General features: G+C 70.2%; 19 protein-coding genes. 10 read left to right on the top strand and 9 right to left on the bottom strand.

Annotation, left to right across the window (positions count from 1 at the left end):
• Nucleotides 1–6: 6 nt before the first annotated feature.
• From atzF to QM638_RS14840, 6 genes are all read right to left on the bottom strand, one after another.
• Nucleotides 7–1,707 carry an allophanate hydrolase gene (gene atzF / locus QM638_RS14815; protein ID WP_415142989.1) on the bottom strand — a complete coding sequence of 567 codons (1,701 nt, stop codon included), beginning with the start codon at nt 1,705–1,707 and terminating at the stop codon, nt 7–9.
• Complete coding sequence (gene uca, locus QM638_RS14820) at nt 1,704–5,336, bottom strand: urea carboxylase (protein ID WP_415142990.1); 3,633 nt, start codon at nt 5,334–5,336, stop codon at nt 1,704–1,706. The genes atzF and uca overlap by 4 nt, the downstream gene beginning before the upstream one ends.
• The gene (locus QM638_RS14825; RefSeq protein WP_415142992.1) at nt 5,333–6,052 is read right to left on the bottom strand and encodes an urea amidolyase associated protein UAAP2; all 720 of its coding nucleotides are present in this window, start codon (nt 6,050–6,052) and stop codon (nt 5,333–5,335) included. Before QM638_RS14825 ends, uca begins: the two co-directional genes overlap by 4 nt.
• The gene (locus tag QM638_RS14830; protein ID WP_415142994.1) at nt 6,049–6,894 is read right to left on the bottom strand and encodes an urea amidolyase associated protein UAAP1; all 846 of its coding nucleotides are present in this window, start codon (nt 6,892–6,894) and stop codon (nt 6,049–6,051) included. Before QM638_RS14830 ends, QM638_RS14825 begins: the two co-directional genes overlap by 4 nt.
• The gene (locus QM638_RS14835) at nt 6,894–8,453 is read right to left on the bottom strand and encodes an amino acid permease (RefSeq protein WP_415142996.1); all 1,560 of its coding nucleotides are present in this window, start codon (nt 8,451–8,453) and stop codon (nt 6,894–6,896) included. The genes QM638_RS14830 and QM638_RS14835 overlap by 1 nt, the downstream gene beginning before the upstream one ends.
• Before the next feature lie 233 nt (nt 8,454–8,686).
• The gene (locus tag QM638_RS14840) at nt 8,687–9,553 is read right to left on the bottom strand and encodes an MBL fold metallo-hydrolase (protein WP_415142998.1); all 867 of its coding nucleotides are present in this window, start codon (nt 9,551–9,553) and stop codon (nt 8,687–8,689) included.
• A 148-nt stretch (nt 9,554–9,701) separates the two neighbouring features.
• On the opposite strand from QM638_RS14840, the gene QM638_RS14845 reads away from it, so the two are divergent.
• The 3 genes from QM638_RS14845 to QM638_RS14855 are packed head-to-tail and all read left to right on the top strand — an operon-like array spanning nt 9,702 to nt 11,547.
• A complete protein-coding gene (locus QM638_RS14845) occupies nt 9,702–10,340 on the top strand; it encodes a cyclase family protein (RefSeq protein ID WP_415143000.1) in 639 nt (212 codons plus the stop codon).
• 7 nt (nt 10,341–10,347) lie between these two features.
• Nucleotides 10,348–10,851, top strand: coding sequence for a RidA family protein (locus QM638_RS14850; RefSeq protein ID WP_415143002.1), 504 nt, complete (start codon nt 10,348–10,350; stop codon nt 10,849–10,851).
• Nucleotides 10,852–10,866: 15 nt separating this feature from the next.
• Nucleotides 10,867–11,547, top strand: a complete 681-nt coding sequence (locus QM638_RS14855; RefSeq protein ID WP_415143004.1) for an alpha/beta fold hydrolase — start codon at nt 10,867–10,869, stop codon at nt 11,545–11,547.
• 31 nt (nt 11,548–11,578) lie between these two features.
• On the opposite strand, the gene QM638_RS14860 is transcribed toward QM638_RS14855, so the two are convergent.
• Both QM638_RS14860 and QM638_RS14865 read right to left on the bottom strand, forming a co-directional pair.
• Nucleotides 11,579–12,892 (bottom strand): amidohydrolase family protein, encoded by a 1,314-nt coding sequence (locus QM638_RS14860; protein WP_415143006.1) that lies wholly within the window; start codon nt 12,890–12,892, stop codon nt 11,579–11,581.
• Nucleotides 12,886–13,668, bottom strand: coding sequence for an ABC transporter ATP-binding protein (locus QM638_RS14865; protein WP_415143008.1), 783 nt, complete (start codon nt 13,666–13,668; stop codon nt 12,886–12,888). The genes QM638_RS14860 and QM638_RS14865 overlap by 7 nt, the downstream gene beginning before the upstream one ends.
• Nucleotides 13,669–13,973: 305 nt before the next feature.
• Here QM638_RS14865 and QM638_RS14870 point away from each other — a divergent pair, with 305 nt between their 5' ends.
• The 3 genes from QM638_RS14870 (at nt 13,974) to QM638_RS14880 (ending at nt 18,069) form a co-directional block, all read left to right on the top strand.
• Nucleotides 13,974–15,236 (top strand): IS110 family transposase, encoded by a 1,263-nt coding sequence (locus QM638_RS14870; RefSeq protein ID WP_415143010.1) that lies wholly within the window; start codon nt 13,974–13,976, stop codon nt 15,234–15,236.
• Between the two features lie 155 nt (nt 15,237–15,391).
• Entirely contained in the window at nt 15,392–16,219 is an 828-nt protein-coding gene (locus tag QM638_RS14875; RefSeq protein ID WP_415143012.1) for an IclR family transcriptional regulator, read from the top strand.
• Nucleotides 16,220–16,263: 44 nt separating this feature from the next.
• Complete coding sequence (locus QM638_RS14880; protein ID WP_415143014.1) at nt 16,264–18,069, top strand: carboxylesterase/lipase family protein; 1,806 nt, start codon at nt 16,264–16,266, stop codon at nt 18,067–18,069.
• A gap of 97 nt (nt 18,070–18,166) precedes the next feature.
• On the opposite strand, the gene QM638_RS14885 is transcribed toward QM638_RS14880, so the two are convergent.
• On the bottom strand, nt 18,167–19,015 hold the full coding sequence (locus QM638_RS14885) for an IclR family transcriptional regulator (protein WP_415143016.1): 849 nt from the start codon (nt 19,013–19,015) through the stop codon (nt 18,167–18,169).
• A 368-nt stretch (nt 19,016–19,383) separates the two neighbouring features.
• Here QM638_RS14885 and QM638_RS14890 point away from each other — a divergent pair, with 368 nt between their 5' ends.
• The 4 genes from QM638_RS14890 to QM638_RS14905 are packed head-to-tail and all read left to right on the top strand — an operon-like array spanning nt 19,384 to nt 24,187.
• Complete coding sequence (locus QM638_RS14890) at nt 19,384–20,508, top strand: ABC transporter substrate-binding protein (RefSeq protein ID WP_415143018.1); 1,125 nt, start codon at nt 19,384–19,386, stop codon at nt 20,506–20,508.
• Nucleotides 20,505–22,256 (top strand): ABC transporter permease, encoded by a 1,752-nt coding sequence (locus QM638_RS14895; protein WP_415143020.1) that lies wholly within the window; start codon nt 20,505–20,507, stop codon nt 22,254–22,256. Before QM638_RS14890 ends, QM638_RS14895 begins: the two co-directional genes overlap by 4 nt.
• Nucleotides 22,253–23,437, top strand: a complete 1,185-nt coding sequence (locus QM638_RS14900; protein ID WP_415143022.1) for an ABC transporter ATP-binding protein — start codon at nt 22,253–22,255, stop codon at nt 23,435–23,437. Before QM638_RS14895 ends, QM638_RS14900 begins: the two co-directional genes overlap by 4 nt.
• Nucleotides 23,438–24,187, top strand: a complete 750-nt coding sequence (locus tag QM638_RS14905) for an SDR family NAD(P)-dependent oxidoreductase (protein WP_415143024.1) — start codon at nt 23,438–23,440, stop codon at nt 24,185–24,187.
• Nucleotides 24,188–24,189 lie beyond the last annotated feature (2 nt).

Consider the following 24,189-nt stretch of genomic DNA (forward strand, 5'->3'; position numbering starts at 1 on the left):
ATCCTCTCAGAGGACCTCCCCGAGATAGGCGCGCCAGCCGCCGAAGCCGCTGATGTCCGGCGTCTGGTCCACGGCGTACGGCTCGACCAGGAAGCCGGGGACCTGTCGGCCGTCGGCGAGCTCCACGGTGCCGATCGCCATGGGCGGTGGCACGGCGGCCACGAAGGTGCCGAAGCCGGCGGCCGGCAGCCGCCAGATCTCCCCCTCGATCGAAGCGCCGGCCTCCGCCGGTCCGACCCGCACCAGGCCGGGCTTGGCCGGAGTGGTCGCCAGCGCGTGCAGCCGGTACGCCGGCGCGGTGCTCGCCGCCGAGACCAGGCCGCCGCCGGCCTGCACCAGGTGCGGGTTCAGTGGCTGTCCCGACAGGTGCGCACCCACCACGAAGAGGTCGAGCCCCGGCGCCTGGTAGAGCCCGGCGAGGGCGACCAGGGCTTGGTCGGAGAAGGCGGGACCGGTGAGCATCACACCGAAGGGCAGTCCGCCGACGAAGCCGGCCGGGATGGCCAGGGAGGCCATGTCGAGCAGGTTGGCGAAGTTCGTGAACCGCCCCATGCGGCTGTTGGCACCGACCGGGTCGGCGGCCACCTCCGCGAGGGTCGGGTGCCAGGTGGTGGTGGGAGTCAGCAGCGCGTCACACCCGGCGAGCAGCTCGCGGCCGGCGGCACCGAGCCGCTGGAGCCGGGCCCAGTCACTCGCCCACTGGGCAGCGGTCGGGATGGCACCGGCGAGCACGATCTCGGCGACGGTCGGGTCGAGGTCGGTGCCGATCAGGTGACGGTGAGCCTCGATGTGAGCACCGACGGCGGCGTACCGCTCCGCGACGAACGCGCCGCCGTACAGCATCGTCGCCGCCTCCAGCAGAGGCGCGATGTCCACCTCGACGATCTCGACCCCGGCCGACGCGAACCGGCGCACCGCCGCGGCGAAGCCCTCCGCCCACCCCTCCGCCATCCCGGCGAGGTGCTCGGCCGTCGGCACCGCGAGCCGCGGCCGGGTCGGCAGCCGGACCGGCACGCCGATGCTCCGGGAGAGCGGGTCGGCGCGGTCCGGACCGCTCATCAGCTCGGCCACCGACCGGGCGAGCGCCAGCTCCCGGGCGAAGACGGTGACGCAGTCGAGGGAGTAGCAGGCCGGCACGACGCCGGTCACCGGCACCGTGCCCCTGGTCGGCTTGACCCCGACGACGCCGTTGAGCGCGGCCGGCACGCGGCCCGAGCCGGCGGTGTCGGTGCCCAGCGCCGCGTCGACGATGCCGAGTGCCACCGCGACCGCCGAGCCCGAGGAGGAGCCACCGGAGATCCGGCTCGGGTCCCAGGCGTTGCGCACCGCGCCGTACGGGCTGCGGGTGCCCACCAGGCCGGTGGCGAACTGGTCGAGGTTCGTCTTGCCGAGCACGATGGCGCCGGCGGCCCGCAGCCGCGCCACGGCGGTGGCATCGACCTCGGGGTGGTAGTGGTACGACGCCGCGCCGGCGGTCGTGGGCAGCCCACCGACATCGATGTTGTCCTTGACCGCGATCACCGTGCCGGCCAACGGCAGCGTCTCACCGGCAGCCAGTCGGTCGACCAGCTCGGCCGCCTCGGCACGTGCCTCCTCGCGGGGCCGGAGCGTCACCCAGATCTCGGGCCGGTCCACCGTCGCGATCCGGTCGTACGCCGCCTCCACGCGGGCGACGGGCCCGACCGGGGCGTCGGCGGGCGAGATCATGGCGCCACCGCCGCAAGGACCTGGCCGGGAGCGACCTGCTCGCCGGGGCGGACGTAGAGCCGGACCAGCCGGCCGGGCAGCGGCGCGGTCACCTTCGCCTCCATCTTCATCGCCTCGACCGAGAGGATCGGGTCCCCTTCGGCCACCGTGGCGCCGGGCTGGGCCGACACCTGCCAGACCGTCGCCGTGAAGGAGGCGGTCACGGCGACCGCGCCCTCCGGCACGCTCACCTCCGGGACCGGTCCCGGCTCGGGCTCATCGCGCCGGTCGAACTCCCCGGTGGACCGCCAGCGCTCCTTCTCCGCCTCGAACGCCGCCGCCTGGCGACGCCGGAAACCCTCGATGGACGCGGCGTTCTCCGCGAGGAACCGGGTGTGCTCGGCGATGGAGAACGTGCCCTCCACGGTCTCGAACTCGGCCCGGCCGGCGTCGGTCTCGGCACGCAGCTCGAGCAGCTCCTCGGCGGAGACGGGATACCACTCGATCCGGTCGAAGAAGCGGAGCGCCCAGGGGTGCTCGCCGAACAGCCCACCCCGACCGGGTCCGTACCGGAACCGGTTCCAGACCTGCACGGTGCGGCCGACGAACTGGTAGCCGCCGGGCCCCTCCATCCCGTAGATGCACAGGTAGGCGCCACCGATGCCGACCGAGTTCTCCGCCGTCCAGGTCCGGGCCGGGTTGTACTTCGTGGTGACGAGCCGGTGGCGCGGGTCGAGCGGGGTCGCCACCGGCGCGCCGAGGTAGACATCACCCAGACCGAGCACCAGATAGCTGGCGTCGAAGACGGTGCGGTAGACGTCCTCGACACGGTCGAGCCCGTTGATCCGGCGGATGAACTCGATGTTCCACGGCGTCCACGGCGCATCCGCACGGACGCCGGCCATGTAGCGCTCGATCGCCAACCGGGTGGCGGGGTCGTCCCAGCTCAGTGGCAGCCGGACCGTACGGGAGGGGACGGCCAGCTCCTGGGTGGCCGGCACCTCGTCCTCCAGCTCGACCAGCAGGCGAGCCACGTCGCCGGCCTTGAGCAGGCTCGCGTCGGTGTGCACCTGCAGCGACCGGATGCCGGGGGTGACGTCGATGATGCCGGCCGGTGCATGGGCGGCAAGCGTCTCCTGGAGGGCGTGCACCCGCATCCGCAGCGCCAGGTCCAACGTCATCGGGCCGTATTCCACGAGCACGTTGTCGTCACCGTCGCGGCGGTAGGTGACACCGGGGCGCTGATCGGTCGCCTCGAGCCGGGCCAGCACACCGTCGTCGCCGTCGCCACCGCCGGTGACGAGGTCGGGGGCCGCGCGTCGCTCGGACAGCGACGCCGCCTCCGCCTCTCGGACGGGCACGAACCGCACCGTGTCGCCGGGCCGCAGCTGGCCGAGCTTCCACAGGTCTCCGCTGGCGACCACCGCCGGACAGACGAAGCCGCCCAGCGAGGGACCGTCGGGTCCGAGGATGATCGGGGTGTCGCCGGTGAAGTCGATCGCGCCGACGGCGTACGGCGTGTCGTGGATGTTGGAGGGGTGCAGACCGGCCTCACCGCCATCGGGGCGCGCCCACCGGGGCTTCGGCCCGATCAACCGGATGCCGGTACGGGCGGAGTTGTGATGCACCTCGTAGTCGGTGGCGTAGAGGGTGTCGAGATCGCGCCGGGTGAAGAACTCGGGAGCGCCGTGCGGGCCTTCGGTGACCCCGATCCGCCAGTGGCTCACCATCGCCGGTCGACGCGAGGCCGGCGTGGGACCCTGGACCCGAGCCGGCAGCGGATCGGCCCCGGCCGCCGACGAGCCGGGGCGCAGCACGTCGCCGGCGACCAGCGCCCGCCCGGCGTGGCCGCCGAAGCCCCCGAGCGAGAAGGTGGCGGCGCTGCCCAGATAGTCGGGGACGTCGAGGCCGCCGCGGAGGGCGAGATAGGTGCGCAGGCCCGGTCCGGAGGCGGCGCCCACCGCCAGGGTGCCGCCGGCCGGCACGTCGAGGGGCTCCCACTGCGGCACCGGATCACCGTCGACGGTGACCTCGACCGGAGCACCGGTCACGCACACCACGGACGGCGTCGAGAAGCGCAGCACCGGCCCGGCAGCGGTGATCTCCAGGCCCGGCGCACCGGCGGGATTGCCGACCGCGAGGTTCGCCTCGGTGAACGAGACCGGGTCGAAGGGCCCACTGGGCGGGACGCCGACGTTCCAGTAGCCGGTCCGGCCGGGCAGGTCCTGCACGGTGGTCAAGGTGCCCGGCACGAGGACGTCGATCCGCGGAGCGGGATCGTCGACGACGTCCAGCGTCGAGGTCGAGTGGACGGTGGCTCGCAGGTCGTCGTGGCCGGCGAGCGCCCGCAGCAGACCGAGGTTGGTGACGATGCCGTCGATCCGACAGCTCGCGAGCGCTTCGGCGAGCAGATCGAGCGCACCGAGCCGGCTGGACCCGGCGGCGATCACCTTGGCGAGCATGGGGTCGTAGAACGGCGAGACCTCCAGGCCGGTCTCGATCCAGCTGTCGACCCGGACACCCGCGATGCCGGGGCCGCCGTGACCGGGGAGGAGCGCCCGGGTGACCAACCCCGCCGAGGGGAGAGAGTCCTTGGCCGGGTCCTCGGCATAGACGCGCGCCTCGACGGCACAGCCGGCCGGCGCCCAGCGCCGGGTGAAGACCTGCTCGTCGAGCCCGCCGGCGCCGTCGCGGGCGAGCCGGAGCATCAGCTCGACCAGGTCGACGCCGTACGCCATCTCGGTGACCGGGTGCTCGACCTGGAGCCGGGTGTTGACCTCGAGGAAGGACGCCTCCTCGCGGACCGGGTCATAGACGAACTCCACCGTGCCGGCACTGCGGTAGCCGACCGACACGGCCAGCTCGTGGGCCGAGCGGTGCAGCAGCTCACGGACGTGGTCGGGGAGTGCCGGCGCGGGTGCCTCCTCGATCACCTTCTGGTTGCGGCGCTGGAGCGAGCAGTCGCGGTCGCCGATGATCGCGACTCGGCCGGCGCCGTCGCCGAAGAGCTGCACCTCGACGTGCCGGGCCGGCCGGACCAACCGCTCCAGGAAGATCCCGGACGCACCGAAGTTGGCCCGGGCGAGCAGCGCCACCCGCTCGTACGCCTCCCGCACCTCCGCCAGCGTCGTACAGGCCTGCATCCCGATGCCGCCACCACCGCCGGTGGCCTTGACCATCACGGGCAGCCCGATCCGCTCCGCCTCGGAGACCGCCTCCTCGGCACTTCCCAGCAACCCGGTCCCGGGGAGCATCGGCACGCCGGCCCGCCTGGCCAGCTCGCGTGCGGTGTGCTTCTGACCGAAGTCCGCGATCTGCGCAGGAGTGGGACCGACGAAGACGAGTCCGGCCGCCTCGACGGCCCGGGCGAAGTCGGCGCTCTCGGCGAGGAAGCCGTAGCCCGGATGGACGAGTCCGGCCCCCGTGGCGCGGGCGGCCTCGACGATCGCGTCGGCGCGCAGGTACGACTCGCGAGCCGGCGCCGGGCCGAGTCGTACGGCGCGATCGGCCTCGCGCACGTGCGGCGCCGCCCGGTCGGCGTCGGAGTAGACCGCGACCGTCTCCATCCGCAGCGCCCGGGCGCTGCGGATGACCCGGCGGGCGATCTCGCCTCGGTTGGCGACCAGCAGCCGGTTCGGCGAGAGCGTCACGGCTGCACCACGATCATCCGCATCGGCGTCGGGTTGAAGTCGTTGCACGGGTTGTTGACCTGCGGACAGTTGGAGACCAGGACGAGCACATCCATCTCCGCCCGGACCGCGACCCGCTTGCCGGGCGCCGACATGCCGTCGACGATGCCGAGCGCGCCATCGGCCTCGACCGGCACGTTCATGAACCAGTTGAGGTTGGAGACGAGGTCGCGCAGGCCGAGGCCGTGCTTGGCGGCCTCGGAGAGGAAATTCTCCCGGCAGCCGTGGTGATACCCCACGTGGTGGCCGTAGCGCAGCGTGTTGGACTCCTTCGAGCAGGCACCGCCGATGGTGTCCTGCCGCGCGACCTCGTTGCCGACCACGGTCATCAGCGGATTGCCCCGGTTGCTGCGCAGCACGGTCCCCGTGCGCACGTAGGCGTTGCCCTGCCAGGCCAGCGTGTCCGGCACGCTGTAGCGCTCCTCGGGGTCGGCGGCGTTGTAGATCAGGCAGTCACCGGACTGGTTGCCCCCGACGTCGACGATGGTGAGCACCTGGCCGGCCCGCACCACCGCCGACCACGAGGCGTTGGAGGAGACTCGCTCATCGAGCACCGGCGTGCCGGGCGCCAACGGCTCCGACCAGTCCAGGACGGTGTCCGCGGCATACGACGCCCCGACGGGCACGGTGCTGGTCACCGCGCCGGCGGGAGTCTGGAAGGTCTGGGTCTCGATCACAGTCCGCGCGCCTCCGCGTAGTCGAGGGTGTTGAGGTAGGCCCGATGCAACTCGGGAGTGGCGTCGAAGCGCTCGTCGCCGGGACCGGTGGGCGTCGAGCGCCAGGCGTGCACCCGCAACGGCCCGACGACGTACACCGGGCGCGGGTCGAGCGGGTGGGGCACGTTCGCGACCAGCACCAACAGCGGCAGCTCGGCGAGCAGCTCGACCGAGGTGCCGGCCCCGGCCGAGCCGGTCCAGGAGAAGTCGCCGTCCGGATCCACCCGCACCCCCTGGAAGAAAGAGACGCTGGGCGGCAGGTCGCGCGCGGACAGGCCGTGCTTGACGGCGGCCTTGAGCAGCAGCGAGCTCCCGGCCGGCGTGGGACCCTCGGGCATCGCGGCGCCGTACTTGTGCCGGTTCCAGGCCTCGGTGCTCGTGCCGCAGAAGGCATCGTGGTGGCCCGAGGTGTCGCTCGCCAGCGTGGCCAGCACCCGCCCGTCTCCTGAGAGCAGCGGGTGACCGGCGCCGAGGTAGGCCTGCCAGGGGATCTTCTGGGTGTCGGCCACGTTGAGCCGCTCCACCGTCTCCAGCGCGTTGTAGACCACGACGTGGGCACACGCCTCGCCGGTCGGGTCCTCCAGCCGGATCCGGGTGCCCCGGGCCACGATCTTGTGGGTGTAGCCCCCGGGGGCAACGGTCTCGGCCCAGGTCAGGGTCGCCGGGTCGACGTCGACAGGACAGTGCGGGCTGCTCGACGCGGGCAGGTAGGGCATCCAGGCACTGGTCTGGCCGGCCCGGGCACGGGCGTCGTCGCGGGCGGCCAGGACGGTGTCGGTCTGGTGCTGGTCGGCGGGGGTCATCAGAGCTCCGGGGCGGGGTCGGCGACGTGGGTGTGCGAGAGGGGTCGCAGCCGGATGCGCAGGTGCAGGCGCTGGCCGAGGAAGTACGCCGCCCCGATCGCCAGGCTGAGGCCGATGAACAGCAGCGCGCTCCACCGCAGCCACCAGGTGTGGCCGGTGAGGTCGTAGACAGCCGCCCGCGGCCAGAGCAGGTTGACCGCCATGGCGACCTGGTAGAGCACCGCGAGCACGTTGACCGGGACGCTCCACACGCCCAGCGAGAAGAGCGGCCGGCCCGCCTCGTCGACGCCGGCCGGGACCTCGCCCCGGATCCGCCGGACAAGCAGCGGGACGGTGACGCCGAGGTAGGCCAGGTAGAGCATCGCGATGCAGAGGCTGGAGAGGGCGAGGAAGATGGCGTACTGGTGGACGTTGACCAGCAGAGCGATCGCGGCACCGCCACCGACGACGAGGGACGCCGCGATCGGGGTGCCGGTGCGTGACGAGACCCGACCGAGCACCCGGTGGAAGGGAAGCGCCTGCTCGCGGGCCATCGAGAACACCATGCGGGCGCCGGAGGTCTGCACCGCGAGCGTGCAGGCGAAGACCGCGACGGCGACGCAGCACAACAGCAGCCGGCCGACGACATCGCCCAGTCGGTCGGTCAGGACCCATGCCAGGCCGCCGAGGGAGAGGTTGCCGTCGGTCAGGCTGCGGGCCGACATCAACGCGGCCAGGATGAGCAGTCCGCCGCCGATTCCGGAGGTCAGCAAGGCGCTGATGATGGTGCGCGGCGTCGTACGCCGAGGTGCGTGCGTCTCTTCGGAGAGCTCGCCGGCGGAGTCGAAGCCGACCATGACGTACGCCGCCATCAGCGACGAGGCGAGGAAGGCGCCGAGGTAGCCGGTGCCGTGCCATCCCGTGGCGTGGGCGACCACTCCCGGTCCGCGTTCGGGAAGGCAGAAGAGGATGACGATCAGGGCCACCACGCCCACGATCTCCACACAGACGCCGACGCTCGAGGACAACGCGACCTGGCGGATGCCGAGCACGTTGACCGTCGTCGTGACGACCAGCAGCAGGCAGCCGAGCAGGATCGCGTTCTGCGCCCCGGTGGACGAGGTCAGCGTCGGATCGGCGTCGTGGCCGCCGACGAGTTGGAAGCCCGACCAGATGCTCGGCAGCACCGCCTGCAGCGCGATCGCCGCGGCGGCGACGGTGAGGGTCTGGCCGATGATCATGATCCAGCCGACGAACCAGCCGATCGTCGTACCGGCGAGACGCGAGGACCATTGGTAGACGGCACCGGAGATCGGCCACCGGCCGGCGAGCTCGGAGAAGCAGAGCGCGACCAGCATCTGGCCGCCGAACACGATCGGCCAGGTCCAGAAGAACGACGCGCCGCCGAGGCTGAAGCCGAGGCCGAAGAGCTGGAAGACGGTGGTGAGGATCGAGACGAAGGAGAAGCCGGCGGCGAAGGAGGAGAAGGTCCCGACGCCGCGGCGCAGCTCCTGGGCGTAGCCCGGCGCCGGGTCGCTGCGGTCACCCAGCTCTCTGGGGTCATGGAAGAACGTGCTCATGGCGGGCTCCCGGAAGGACGGACATATCTGTCAGTTGACAGGTAATAGCGTCGTGAGCGGCTGTTTCCCGCCGTCGCCGTTGCGTGTTAATTCGCCGTAACGACTCACGGGCAGGCGGGCAGGCGCCGCCCGCGAGTCGCTGTCGCCGGCCCGGGTGGGCCCGAGATGCCCGGCGTTCACCGGAGGGGCGCCGAGCGCACCCAGGCCTCGAGACGCGGCCCCGCGCGACGACCTCACCGTCCGGGCCGGTCGACAGGCTGCGCGTCGACGGCCGCGCGCCACGGCGACCAGTCCGGGTCGTGCGCGGGCCAGACCGTCGTGCCGGGCCGCTCGTCGAGATCGGCCAGGAGTGCGATCGCACGACGCGCGGCACTCGGTCCGTCCTCGCCGGCGGTCGCGCCCGTCGCGACGCGGCGATCGATGTTCGTCCGGAGATCGGCCGCGTCGCCGGCGAGGACGATCGTCCCTTCGGCGAGCTCGACCACGATGGACTGGTGGCCGGGGGTGTGACCGGCGGTGTCGATCACACGCAGGCCCGGTGCGACCACGGCGTCCCCGTCGAGCAGCACGATGCCGAGCCCGGGCCGCACGAGGTCGTCGGCGAACACGAACGCGGCGCGCTCGTCCTCGACGCCGAGCACGTACTCCCACTCGCGACGCTGCAGGAGCAACGGCTGATGCCTCTCGAGGAGCCGCGCCCCGCCGGTGTGGTCGAAGTGCGCGTGAGTCAGCAGCAGCGCGGCGAGTCCGTCGAGTGCGAGTCCCGCCACCGCGATCTGCTCACGCAGCGGGTCGACCGTCGGCACGATGGGCAGGTAGTTCTCGTACTCGAACGGCCCACCCCCGCGAGTGAGCGCGCGCAGGGCGGGTGCGAAACCGCCGTCGACGAGGATCCAGCCCTCGTCGAAGACGATCGCGGCGGCGGTGACCGGCTCGAGGAGGTAGCGGAACCCACTGCCGCCTTCGAGCGAGATGGCCTCCGGGATGGGCTCGTAACCGAGCACCATCGGCACGACGCGCCGCGGCCTCCCCGCGACGGCGAGCGGTGGGGCATCCGCCTGGCCGCGGACCAGCTGCCCCGCGGCGGTCCTCCGGCTCACGGAGACACCGCCGAGATCACGACGAGGCGCTCCCCATCGCCGCGCACATCCTCTGCCAGCTCTGCCGGTGCGAGCACTCGATCCGCCTCCTTCGACCTTATGGATCCAATCCTATATCGAACGTATCCAGATCTGGCATACTGGGGCCATGGACCACGAGATCATCAACCTCACCATCCCGGTGCACCCGGAGATGCTGCACTGGGGTCGCCGGCCCACCTTCGAGATGGTCGAGGAGATCACCGAGACGAGTCCGAGCGAGGTCTCGCGCTGGCTCATCGGCGCTCACACCGGCACGCACGTCGACGCCCCCAGCCATTTCGTCAAGGGCGCCATGACCGTCGACGCGATCCCGGCCGAGTGCACGATCGGCCTCACCCGGGTGCTCGACCTGCGGCACGTCGAGCGCGAGATCACCGCGGAGGACCTCCGGGCGGCCGGCGCCGACGGCGCCACCCGGGTGCTCTTCAAGACCCGGAACTCCACCGATGCCCTCACCCGGAACGAGAAGAGCGAGACCTGGGTGGGTCTGGGTCCGTCCGGCGCCGAGTGGCTCGTCGAGCACGGCGTCGTGTTCGCCGGAATCGACTACCTGACGATGGAGGCGCCCGACCACACCGACCTCTGGCCGTCCCACGTCATCCTGCTCGGCGCGAACGTCGTGATCCTCGAGAACGCGGACCTCGCGCTCGCCGAGCCGGGTGACCACCACATGGTGTGCCAGCCGATCCCGTTCGTGGGCCGCGAGGCGGCGCCGGCACCGACGATCCTGCTGCCGGCCCGGTGAGCGCACGGTGACCAGCCCCGAGGACCGGGTCCGCGAGCTCGGCCTGGAGATCCCGGACTACGCGAACCCGCCGTACGGCGGCCGCTACGGCGGTGGGCTCAAGGCGTTCCACCGCATCGGCGCGCTCGTCGAGCTCAGCGGCCTCACCCCGGAGAGCCGCGCCGGCGAGCAGCTGCATCCCGGGGTGGTCGGAGCCGACGTGAGCCTCGACCAGGCCCGAGCGGCCGCCCGGCTCACCGCGGTCCACAGCCTCGGCATGATCCGCTACGCGATCGGCTCGCTCGACCGCGTCGTGGCCCTCTCCCGCGCCTTGTGCTTCGTGCTGTGCGCCCCCGGCTTCGACCGCCTCAACGAGGTCTCCAACGCGGCGACCGAGCTGTACCTGGATGTGTTCGGCCCCGACGTCGGGTCCGTGGGGCGCGCGAGCATCGGCGCGGTGAGCCTCACCCGCAGCAACTGCTTCGAACTGTGGCTGAGCCTGGAGTGCGCTGCGGACACGCCGGCCCGGTGACCCGAGGAGATCCCGATGCATGTCGTGCTCGTCCACGGATCCGGCGGTTCGGACCGCTCGTGGTCCTCCGTCCTCCCCCGGCTCGCGGAACGCGGCATCGCCGCCACCGCGGCCGACAACCCCTCGCAGTCCCTGTACGCCGATGTCGAGCGCGTGCGCGCGATCATCGGCGAGGCCGACGACGACGTGCTGCTGGTCGGTCACTCCTACGGCGGCGCGGTCATCACCGATGCCGGCCGGCACGACCGCGTGCGCGGTCTCGTCTACGTGGCCGCGTTCGCGCCGGACCAGGGTGAGTCGGTGCAGCAGATCGTGAACTCCTACCCGCCGGCCGAGGTGTCGGCCTCCATGACCCGCGGGCCCGGCGGCGAATGGATCTACGACCGCAGCCCCGAGGCGCGCGCCGCACTCGCCTGGGACGTCCCCGACGAGATCTGGGAACGGCACGGCGACGACCGGGTCTGCGCCGACGCGATCTTCACCGAGACGACCGGGTCCCCGGCGTGGGCCAGCCGGCCGAGCTGGTACCTGCTCGCGACCCGCGACAAGCACCTCCGGGTCGAGGCGCAGCGCGACATGGCCGAGCGCGCCGGTGCACGGGTGAGCGAGGCTGCCACCAGCCACGCCGTACCGCACGCGGCGCCGGACGCGGTCGTGGCGGTCATCGAGGACGCGCTCGCGACGCTCGCGCGGTGAGGCCCCGCACCGGCTCGACCCGGATCCACGCTCAGCGTCGGCCGAGCCCATCGAGGTCCTTGACGAACCGTCCACCCTGCAGCACGGCACGCACGGCACTCGGCTCGGCGAGGTCGTCGATCCGGTCGAGCGGGTCGATCCCGGTGATCACCAGGTCCGCGAGCGCGCCGGCACGGATCGAGCCGAGCCGGTCGTCGAGGCGCAGCAGCCGGGCCCCGGCGAGCGTGCCGGCGTGCACCGCCTCGAGCGGAGTGAGCCCCGCCCTGACCAGATGGCCGAGCTCGGCCAGGTTGCGGCCCTGTGGATGGATGCCGGCGTCCGTGCCGAGGGCGACCCGGACGCCGGCCGCCACCGCCCGCCGCACCGACGAGCGCCCGTGCTCCTGACGCACGCGGCGAGCCTCGACGGCCTCGGCTCCGGAGCCGGCCGGTGGCGGCCGCAGCAGTGTGCTGAGGGTGGGCACCAGCGTGGTGCCGCGCTCCACCAGCAGCTCGATGGTGGCGTCGGTCATCTCGTAGCCGTGCTCCACGCTCGCCGCTCCGCCGAGGACCGCGGCGCGGACGCTCACGTCGTTCTGAGCATGCGCCGCGACCGGCTGTCCCTGCCTGTTCGCCAGCTCTCGCACGATGAGCTCGACGTGCTCGCGTGGGATGCCGACGTCCGCGGGGCTGTCGTGCGGGGAGGTCACGCCCCCGGAGGTGCACACCTTGATCACGTCGGCACCGGTGCGCACCAGGGCGCGCACCGTGCGCACCACCTCGTCGGCGGTGTCGACGACCGCCCAGCTCGGCGTCGTGGCGCGCTCGGCCCACAGTGGCACCGAGCCGTTCGCGAGCACCGGGTCGGCGTGCCCACCCGTCGGCGAGAGCAAGGCGATGGCCAGGTGCAGGCGCGGACCCACCACGTCGCCCGCCGCGATGCTCGACCGGTAGCCCGGCGTCAGGCCACTGAGGTCGCGTGCGGTCGTCACGCCGGCGTCGATCGTGGCGCGCAGGTTGCCCAGCGTCGCGATCACGGCCTCCTCCGGGAACCACTCACGCCGACGCTCGACCGGCGCCGGGCTCATGTCCAGGTGTACGTGGGTGTCGACGAACCCGGGCATGAGCCAGCCCCCACGCAGGTCGACGACCCGCGCCGCCGCGCGGTCGCGGGATCGTCTCGGGCCGACGTAGACGATGCGACCCTCGACGATCTCGACCTCCGCGTCCGGCAGCGGATCGTGCCGGGCTCCGTCGATCACGGTCGCGCCGACCAGTCGCACCGGCTCGGCTGCGATGGGCGTGCCCGGCAGACGCGCTCCGGTCGGCTGCGGACGACCGCCCACCGCGTCGAGCTCGGTCACCATGCGAGGTCGAATCCGGGTGCGCCCGGGTCCGCGTCGAGGAGTCGCTTCGTGTACCAGTGCCGGGGATCGGCGTAGATCTGCTCCACCGCGCCCACCTCGACGATCTCCCCGTGGTACATGACGGCGACCATGTCACTGACCCGCTGCACCACCGCCAGATTGTGCGAGATGAACACCATCGTCAGGCCGAGTCCCTGCTTGATCTCGGCGATCAGATCGAGGATCTGGGCCTGCACCGAGACGTCGAGGGCCGAGGTGATCTCGTCCGCGATCACCACCGAGGGCTCCACGATGAGGCTGCGCGCGATCGCGACGCGTTGTCTCTGTCCGCCGGAGAACTCGTGCGGATAGCGACCCATGGCATCCGCGGGGAGGCCGACACGCTCCAGCCATTCGACGATGCGATCCTCGACACGGCGCACGTTGGCCCGCACCGGGTCGAGGGCCTCGGCGAGGGTCTGCCCGATCGTGCGTCGCGGGGAGAGCGAGGAGAACGGGTCCTGCGGGATCATCTGTACCCGCCGGCGATAGGCCTGGATCTCGCGCCGGCTACGGCGGCCGAGTCGGCGTACGTCCGTGTCGGCGACGACGACCTCGCCCGTGTTCGGCTCGACGACGCCGACGAGCACCTTGGCGAGCGTGGACTTGCCCGACCCCGACTCGCCGACGACCCCGACGGTGCGGCCGGCCTCGAGCCGCAGGGAGAGGTCGTGCAGCACGCGCGTCGATCCGAACGAGACGCCCAGTGAGCGTACGTCGATCATCACCGAGCTCACTGGTCCACCATCCTCTTGTCGGCGTTCTCAGACAGAGCGCCGATGCACCCCGGGTGCCACCAGGTCACTGCCCTGCTCGCTTGACCCGTTCCAGACCTGGAGCGATGTCCAGGATGAGATCTGCAGGACCTGGTGGTCGTCCGGGACGTGTGGACCGTCGATAGGGCTGTGCGCCAATACCAGACATGGTTGCGAGCGCCGATCAGTGAGCGAACCGGCAGACACGTCCCGGCACCATGGCCACCCGAACCATCAACTGAAGATGAGGGTGCCTCCCCACTGGGCTTAGCAGCGAGGAGGCTGACGTGAAGTCTGCCAGCAACACCACGAATAACGCACTGCCCGAGTTCCCGCCCAATGATCTGACCGCGGGCATCGACTGGGCTCGTGACGACCACGCCGCATGCATCGTCGACGGCCGTGGCCGCAAGATCGCCACCACGACGGTCGAGCACACTAGTGCCGGCCTGCGCGAACTGCTCACCTTCCTGGGCCGGCACGGAGTCAGCGAGGTCGCCATCGAACGACCCGACGGTCCCGTCATCGACACCCTGCTGGCCGCCGGCCTGGTCGTCGTGGTGGTCTCGCCGAACCAGGTCAAGAACCTGCGTGGCCGCTACGGCTCGGCGGGCAACAAGGACGACCGGTTCGACGCCTACGTCTTGGCCGACACCCTGCGCACCGACCGTGCCCGGCTGCGTCCACTGGTCCCCGACCGCGACGACACGGTCGCGTTGCGACGGGCCTGCCGCGCCCGCAAAGATCTCGTCAAACACCGCGTCGCCGCAGCGAACCAGCTCCGTGCACACCTGCGCAACGTGCTCCCCGCAGCCGTGGGGCTGTTCAAGGACCTCGACTCCGCGATCAGCCTGGCCTTCCTGGCCCGGTTCGACACCCAGGACAAGGTCGACTGGCTCAGCCCGAAACGACTCGGCGAGTGGCTGAGCAAGCAGGGCTACTCCGGCAAGGTCGACCCAGCCGTGCTGCACCAGCGGATCCTGTCCGCGCCCCGCGGGGCCACCGGCGTCCACGGCACCGTTCAGGCCGTCATCACCGCCAGCTACGTCGCGCTGCTGCACACCCTGGTCCAACAGACCAGGACCCTCGAGAAGCAGATCGACCGGCAACTCGACGCCCACGCCGACGCCCACATCTTCACCAGCCTGCCCCGATCCGGACGCGTCCGAGCCGCCCGACTCCTGGCCGAGATCGGCGACTGCCGAGCCCGGTTCCCCACCCCCGAATCGCTGACCTGCCTGGCCGGCGCCGCCCCCTCGACCCGCCAATCCGGCAAACTCCGCGCCGTCGGCTTCCGCTGGGCCTGCGACAAACAACTGCGCGACGCCGTCATCGACTTCGCCGCCGACACCAGGCTGGCCAACCCCTGGGCCGCCGACTACTACGACCGAGCCAGAACGCGCGGGCACGACCACGCCCACGCCGTGCGCATCCTGGCCCGCGCCTGGCTCCACATCATCTGGCACTGCTGGCAAGACGACCTCGCCTACGACCCCGCCCGACACCGCGCCCTGCAACGCTTCCTCGCCAGCCAGACCGGGGCGGCTTGACATAGGGCTTCTCATCCGTACTCCTCAGCATGCGGCGGTCGCCGTGGCATAGTACGCAGCGCGGCAGTAGATTACGACGTACGAAACCTAAGCTGAACGCGATGGTAGGAGTTACGCTATCGGTACCTTGTATTCGCGACAGGAAACGAGATCTGATGTCTGAGTCGACCGTGCAAGGTGGCGCGGCGCCGATGGGTGAGCGATCGAGCTACTTCATCGCTGCCATCGGCCGGGCGCTCGCCGTTCTGGACGCGTTCTCGCCGGAGCGTCCCGAACTGAGTCTGCGCAGCATCGCCGAGATCGCAGGGGTCACCCAGCCGAGCGCGCTGCGGATCGGCTACACGCTCACCCAGGCGGGATTCATGGTCCGAAATCCAATAACCAAAGGATATCGGTTGGGGCCGAAGGCGATCTCCGTCGGGATGGCGACGCTCAACTCACTCACGTTACCGGAACTCGCGGATCCTTATCTGGTGGATCTACGCAATCGCACTCAAGAGACGATCAAACTCGCCATCCATGACGGCCCGCGGGTGGTCTTCATCTCCAGGATCCCGTCGCTTCGCCATCCCCCTGGGAACACTTATGTGGGTTCGTCCCTGCCGATCCACCTGTCGGCGATGGGTCGTGCAATCCTTGCGCATCTCCCGGAGGAGGAGGCACGGGCGCTCATCGAGGCCTCCGAGGACCGTCAGTTGACCCCGCGCACTCCCAGCAAGGACACCGTCGTCAAGGGGCTGGCGGGTATTCGACAGCGTGGCTACGCCACGAACGACCAGGGCATCACAGTCGAGAACCGTGCCGTGGCGGCGCCGTTGCTCGACGCCGAGGGGAGACCGGCGGGAGCGATCAACCTATCGATGTCGGCCCAACGCATCACCCTCGGTGAGTTGAAACGCACCATGGCTCCTCTCCTGTTGGAGACCGCGGCCGCGATCAGCGCCATCCTGCCGCCGCAGGTGCAGGGTGCCGGTCGCTCCTGACTCCGCCGACCTTGTGTCGTTATTCGGACTGTCTCGGGTAAAAAGTGGAGCGGGTCAATTCTGATCGACTCACAGAATTTCGGTCTGAGAAACTTCTTGACGAGATATTCGTTGCGCTCCTAGCGTCAAAATCCGGCTCGATATGGATGGCCGAAGTCAATGCGACCGGAGGTACGGACGTGATTAGCGATCACAGATATGGCACAGACTCGCGGGGCCGAAACCGACTCGGGAGGCGAGCGCTGGTCGTGGGGGCAGCCGGCGTCGGCGTCGGCACCGCCCTCGGGCTGGATCCGGCCGAGGCCATCCCCCGCCGCTCTTCGGCCCGAGACTCCACATCGGCCGGCGTACGCACCGAGAGCGGACTGATACGCGGCGTCGACGCGGCGTTGACGGGGGTCACGGTGTACAAGGGGATTCCGTTCGCGGCCAGCACCGCCGGGCCGAACCGGTGGCGAGTGCCGCAGCCGGCGCCCTCCTGGTCGGGTGTCCGCGTTGCCGACACCTTCGGCGATGTCTGCCCACAGTCGCTGCGCAGCGGTGACACCTCGACGATGAGCGAGGATTGCCTGAACCTCAACATCTGGACCGCCGCGGAGAGCTCACGCGAGCGCCGCCCGGTCCTGGTCTGGATCTATGGAGGCGGATTCACTGGGGGAGCAGGGTCGGCCGCACAGTTCGACGGGGCGGGACTGGCCAAGAAGGGTCTGGTCGTTGTCACCTTCAACTATCGGACCGGGATGTTCGGGTTCATGGCCTCGCCTGCGCTGAGTGCGGAGTCGGGGCACGATGCCTCAGGCAACTATGGCCTGCTCGACCAGATCGCGGCGCTGAGGTGGGTTCAACGCAACATCGCGGCCTTCGGAGGCGATCCGCGCCGGGTGACGGTGGCCGGACAGTCTGCCGGGGCCGGCTCGGTCGCGTTCCTGCTGTATTCGCCCTTGGCCGAGGGGCTCTTCCAGCGCGCGATCGCGGAGAGCGGCGTACGCAATCCCGGCGACCCTGAGATCGCTTGCCTGCCGACCTCCTATCGGACCGCTGCCTACGCGGAGAGTGTCGGCACGGACTACGCCGCGAAGCTCGGCGCGTCCACACTGGCCGAGATGCGTGCGCTCAGCGTCGCCGACCTCCTTACCTACAACAGTGCTTCAGATCCCAACATCACCGTTCCGATGTATGACTTCTGGGGCGCTCCGCTGTGGCGGCCCGTGCTCGATGGGTGGGTCGTGCCGCGCACGATCGCCCAGACACTGGCGAAGGGTCACCTCAACGACGTACCGGTCCTGACCGGCAACAACAAGGACGAGAACGGCGCGGCCGTGGGGACCACCACGACGCTCGCGGACTACCGGGCGGCCGTCGAGACCCAGTACGGCGCGATGGCTGGGGAGTTCCTGGCACGGTATCCGGCGACCACCGATGACGAGGCGACGACAGCGTTCATCGAGTCCGCCCGAGACAGTGCCCGTGTCTCGACCTGGCTGTGGACGAGTGAATGGGCAGCGCACGCGAAGAGCCCTGTGTTCAACTACTTCTGGAACCACGCCCAGCCCGGTTCGACCGGGGCTGGGCACGGATCGGAGATTCCGTACGTCTTCGACAATCTCTACGCCAGCGACGTGGACTGGACCGACACGGATCGCGAGATCGCCGACACGCTCTCCTCCTACGTCGTCAACTTCGCCGCGCATGGCGATCCGAACGGTCGCGGACTGCCTCGCTGGAGGCGCACCACCTCTGGCTCCGCGCGGGTGATGAAGCTCGGTGACGGCTTCGGCGCCATGGCGGCCGCGGATCGCGCGAAGGTCTCCTTCTTCGAGCGCTTCTATCGCTCGCGCGACCTGTGGTGAGGACATTCCCACGGCCCTCCGCTCCGCATCTGCTGTCCACAACCGACTGCTCCCCGGCGCTGCTAGCAGGGGGATTCGATCTAGGACTCGTGTCGGTCTAGGAGACCAGATGTGAGGTCCATCCGGATCCCTGGAGATTGAGTGGCAGGCTCGAGCTGATCGCTCGTGCGGTGGCGACCACCTCCGGCGCGATACGCTTGGTCAGCTCGGCTACCGTGATCCGCTGCGCCGAGATGGAGATGTTGATGGCACCGACGGCCGTGTGAGTGGCATCGAGCAGCGGCGCGCTGACGGCACGATTCTCCAGGGTGGTGCCACGGTCGTTGGTCTCGTAACCGCGGCGTCGAATCCTGGTGAGCCGCTTCCGCACCTCGTCCTTGGTCGGCGTATGGGGCGTCAGCCGGACGTCAGCCGCCTGCGCGATGAGTTCGTCCGCCGTCTCCACGGGAAGCCACGCCAAGATGGCGCGCCCCAGGGACGAGGCGTGGATCGGAAGGGACGAGCCGAGGTAGTGCCCGGACGGCGGGTGCAGCAGCGACGGGAGCCGTGAGACGAACACGACCGTCGGGCCTGCATGAATGGCGAGCTTGACGGTCTCCTGGGTGCGATTGCGCAGGTCGATCAGATAGGGCTCGGCCAACTCGGGGAGGGTCAGCGAGTTCAGTGTGGCCATACCCACGGAGACGATCTTCGGGCCGAGCCGGTAGCCCTTCGAGATTGGATTGCGCACCAGGTATCCCATCTCCACCAGGGTGTAGCCGATGCGCAACGCGCTGGGGTGACTGACTCCGGCGACGTCGGCGATGTCCTTGATCGCCAGCTCCGGCCGATGTGCGGAGAAGGCATCGAGCACGGCGAGTCCGCGCGCCAGGGACTGGATGAAGTACTCGTGTCGTCCCTCCTGGCGGCCGGCGACGGCGGTGTCTTGCTGGCTTCGCTTCTTCATCGGACGCTCCTGGGTCGATGGGGTGTCGGAGTGTATTACGTCATAAGAAATTTATTGACGCAATACGTAACACAACGGTGACATGGTCTGAACACGAGCCCGTCGAGCACCGAGGGGCGCGCCATCGTCGGTGAGCCGAGGCCCATCTTCGGCGCGCGCGGTTGTCCAACGAGAGGTGAGCAGCCATGACCGCGCATGCCACCACCCGTTTGATCGAGGTCGCGTCGCCCGAGGTCCGGGTAGCCGATCACGGGCTCCGCGGCATCCGATCGTGCCCCGTTGAGTTCGGCCGCTCCCCGGTGCGAGGTCGTGCAGCTGGTCGGCCGCACCGACCTCGCTGACGCTCAGCCCCAGAAAGGTGATCCAACATGAGTAAGCTCCACCTACCGGCAGCGTGTCTGGCCGCACTCCTCCTGACCGCTGTCGCGGGTTGCGGGTCCGGGTCGGGTAGCGCCTCGGACAGCAAGTGGGCGAAGGTCGACTCGGCCGCGAACTCGATGAGTGACCTGGTGGCCGAGGCCAAGAAGGAAGGCACCCTCACCGTCTTCACCTCCACCGACCAGGAGGAGGTGGCGGACTGGTCGAAGGGCTTCACCGACAAGTACGGGATCAAGGTCAAGGTCTTCCGGCAGTCGAGCTCGGAGATCGGGACGACGTTCAAGACCCAGGTGACCACCCACAAGGTGCAGGCCGACGTGTTCTCGACCGGCAACCTCGACGACGTCCAGTCCTTCGTCGACGACGGTGCGCTCGCCAAGTACACGCCCGCCACGGCCGGCAAGTTCCCCAGCGACGACGTGGTCGCGGGCTACGCCTACCCGCTCTATCAGGCCACCGCGGTGGTCGGCTGGAACACCGAGACCGTCCCCGCGGACGTCCAGAAGGAGCTCGAGGCCGATCCCTACGAGGGCCTGCTCGACCCCACGCTGAAGGGCAAGGTCATCGTGATCGACCCGGCCGCCGGTGGCTCGGGCATGGCGATCTACGCCAACTTGATCGAGAACTACGGTGACACGTACGGGTGGGACTACCTGAAGAAGCTGGCCGCCCAGGATCCCTCGGTGCAGACCAGCATCATGGCGATGTCCCAACAGATCACCGCCGGAACCTACAGCGCCACCATCTTCGCCACCGAGTCGCAATGGGGTGAGCTCGCCGCCAGCGGCGCGCCGCTCAAGTTCGCGGGCCTGCCGACCAGCTCCGGGTCGCAGTTCTACCAGTCGGTGGTCACCGACGCGCCGCACCCGGCGGCCGCGCGGCTGTATCAGGAATACATGATGACCATGAAGGCACAGGACGCGGTGAGCTCCGCGACCGGCGGCATCTCGGTGATGAACGGCTGGAAGGACGACCGGGACTTCATCAAGAAGCTGAGCTGGTACACCCCGCCCACGACGGTGTGGACCGGTTGGCAGACCGATCCCGACTTCACCGGTGACGCCCTGGACACCTTCGTGCAGAAGTGGGACGACACGTTCGGCCAGAGCCGATGACCCTGGCCACCCCGCCGACCCCCTCGGCCGCGCTGCCGGTGGCCGCCGCGCCCGACCGGGCGTCTGCGGCGCCGGCCAGATCCGCCCAGGATCGCGCACTCCTCGTGCTGTGCTGGCTCGTCATGCTCGGCCTGATCGGGGCTCCGCTGGTCTACGTCGTGGTGGCGTCGATCTCCGTCGACCCGATCGAGCCGGCCGCCGGGTTCACCGCGCGGGCGCTCCAGGAGGCCTTCGGGCGCGCCAGCCAGTGGTGGCTGCTGGCCAAGTCGATGGCCTTCTCGTTGGTCATCGGGGTGCTCTCCACCGTGGTGGCCGCCGGCTTCGCCTGGACGACGGTGCGGCTCTCGATGCGCGGCACCCGGATCCGCGAGGTGCTCATTCTCGGCGCGCTCTTCGTGCCCTCCTTCGTCACCGCGGTGGCCTGGGTCTGGCTGGGCACGCCCGAGACCGGTCTGATCAACAAGACCCTCGGCTCCCTCGGCGTACCGGGGTGGCTGCACGTCAACGTGTTGAGCATCTGGGGGATGATCTTCATCCTGGTGACCCACCACGTGCCGTACGCGTATCTGTTCATCTCCGCCTCGATGCGACGGATCGACTCGCGCATGGAGGAGGCATCCTTGATGTGCGGGCGCGGGAGTCTCTACACCACCCTGCGGGTCTCGATGCCGCTGCTGCGGGCCTCGATCCTGTCCTCGATGCTCTTCATCGCGATCCTGTCGATCGGGGAGTTCTCGGTCCCGCAGATCCTGGGCCAGCAGGGTGCGTTCCGGCCGCTGTCGGTGACCATCTATCGCGCCCTGTACGGCGAGTTCCAGGACTACGCCTACGCGGCAGCCGTCGCGGTCGAGTTGATGCTGGTCAGCCTGATCGGGTTGTACCTCTACTCCCGCACGGTGCGGAACGGCGAGCGCTTCGTGTCGGTGACCGGCCGCGGGCTCCAGCACAGCGTCAGCCGCCCGACGCGCCGTACCGCGTCGCTGGTGTGGGCGGTGACGGTGGTCTACGGCATGGTCGCCTTCCTGGTGCCACTCGCGGCGATGGTCCTGATGGCTCTCTCGGCCTACCTGCCGCCGTCGCTGTCCGACATCAGCCTGTCCTTCTCCTACCTGTGGGACGCGCTGAACACGCCGGGGGTGCGCCAAGCGACCCTGAACACTCTCGAGCTCGCGGTCGTCGTCCCGATCGTCTGCATCGCGATCGCCCTGGTCGTGGTCTATCTCTCCGATCGGGTGAAGATCAGGGGAGCCGCCGCGCTCTCCTATCTGGCGACGGCCCCGTTGGCGGTCCCCGGCCTGGTGATGGGCACCGGCCTGCTGCTGTTCCTCATCCGTACGCCGTTCTACGGCACGCTGGCGATCATCGGGGTCGGCATGGTGGCGATCTGCGTGACCCATGCGATCCGGCTCGTGTCCAACGGACTCAAGCAGATCGACCCGTCCCTGGAGGAGGCCTCCCGGATGTGCGGCGTCTCGGGCCTGGCCACGGTCCGCAAGATCGTGATGCCCCTGATCAGGCCGTCGCTGTTCAGCGCCTTCGTGCTGATCTTCGTGCTGACCCTGCGCGAGCTCACCGTCGCGGTGGTGCTCTATTCCCCCAACACCCAGGTGCTCTCCGTGGTCGCCTGGAACTACTCGACGAGCGCGCTCAACCGGGCGTGTGCGGTCGGACTGCTGCAGCTGGTGATCATGCTGGTCTCGGTCCCGATCCTGCGCGCCGTCTTCCGACTCAAGCGAGGAGAGTCATGACCAGCATGCTGCGACACCGCCGGCCGGAGGTGCCGGCGAGCACCGGCGGCGGCACCGGATCCGAGCTGGTGCTCGAGGTGACGGCACTCGAGGCGACGTACGGCACCACCAAGGTGGTCGACGGGCTCGATCTGCAGATCCGACGCGGTGAGCTCGTCACGCTCCTCGGGCCGAGCGGCTGTGGCAAGACGACCACCCTGCGGTGCGTCGGCGGCCTGCACCGGGCCAGCGCCGGCTCGATCCGCCTCGGCGGCGAGCTCGTCGGGGACCGGACGACGCATGTGCGGCCGGAGCGTCGGTCGGTCAACATGGTCTTCCAGTCCTACGCGTTGTGGCCGCACATGACGGTCTTCCAGAACGTGGCGTACGGGCTGCGGGCGCAGCGTCTGCCGCGAGCCGAGATCCAGCGCCGGACCGAGGAGATGCTGGACCTCGTCGGGCTCGGCGGGTACGGACCGCGATCGGCGACCAACCTCAGCGGTGGGCAGCAGCAGCGGGTCGTGCTCGCACGTGGCCTGGTGACCCGGCCGAACCTGCTGCTGCTCGACGAGCCGCTGAGCAATCTGGACACCGAGCTCCGGGTGCGGATGCGCACCGAGATCCACACCGTCCAACGAGAGCTCGGACTGTCGATGCTGTACGTGACCCACGACCGGAGCGAGGCGCTGGCGCTCTCGGACCGAGTGGTGGTGATGCGCGACGGGATCGCCCAGCAGACGGGCACGCCCGATGAGCTCTACTCCGCGCCGGCGAACCGGTTCGTCGCCGAGGCGCTCGGCCCGATCAACGTCCTGCCGGCGGTGGTGGTGGCCGAGGGCGCCGGCGCGGCGGCGACGATCCAGGGGGCCGCGGGCGCGCCGTCGTTCCCGATCCGGGAAAGCAACGGCGCGAGTCGGGCTCGAGTGGGAGATCCGATCGACCTGCTGGTGCGTCCGGAGTCGTTGACCATCGCTGCTGCGGAGGAGGGCGGTCTCGAGGCCGAGGTCGAGCTGGTCGAGTTCCTCGGCAACCACACCGAGGTCACCTGTCGCGTCGGCGGGCTCCGGTTCGTGGTCAACCTCGGGCAGCGGCCCCGCGGCCTGACCCGGGGTGGGCGGGTGGGTGTGCTCGTCGATCGACGAGCGGACCTTCCGGCCTGGCAGCCGCGGCCCTCTGGTGCCGGCGACCTCGAGGAGAGCTGAATGGACCTGGATCTCGCCGGCCGAGTCGCCGTGGTGACCGGGGCCAGCTCGGGGATCGGTCGAGCCATCGCCCGGTGCCTGGCAGGTGAGGGCGCGCGCCTGGCGCTGGTGGCGCGCAACGAGCAGCGGTTGACCCAGACGGCCGCCGAGATCGCCGCCGAGGGGTTCGCGACGCCGTCGGTGTATCCCACCGACCTGACCTCGACGGCGGAGCTCGACCGGACGGTCCGGCGGGTGGTGACCGATCACGGCGGGATCGACATCCTGGCCAGCAGCGCCGGCGGCCGGGTCGACGCCGGACTCGACGCGGGCGAGGAGCTGTGGGAGGCGGCTCGAGCCGTCAACTTCGATGCGCAACGCCGGCTGGTCCAGAGAGTGGTGCCGATCATGCGGGCGGCCGGGTTCGGTCGGATCGTGTTCGTCACCGGCAAGTCCGAACCCCAGGTGGCGAGCGGCACCTTCGCCGCCAAGTCCGCGATGCACGCCTTCGCCAAGGGGCTGTCCCGGGAGCTCGGGCGGTTCGGCATCACCGTCAACTCGCTGGCTCCCGGACGCGTCCTGACGCCACCGATGCGCCGGCACTACGACCAGGACGCGCGGGCGGCCCAGATCAGGGAGATCCCGATCGGCCGGTACGGCGACCCGGTCGACGTCGCACGGATGGCGGCCTTCCTGTGCTCGCCCGACAGCGACTTCGTCAGCGGCGCCGTCATCCCGATCGATGGGGGCATGCGATGGCATCAGCTGTGAGC

The organism is Nocardioides sp. (assembly GCF_047606145.1).
Classification (GTDB): domain Bacteria; phylum Actinomycetota; class Actinomycetes; order Propionibacteriales; family Nocardioidaceae; genus Nocardioides.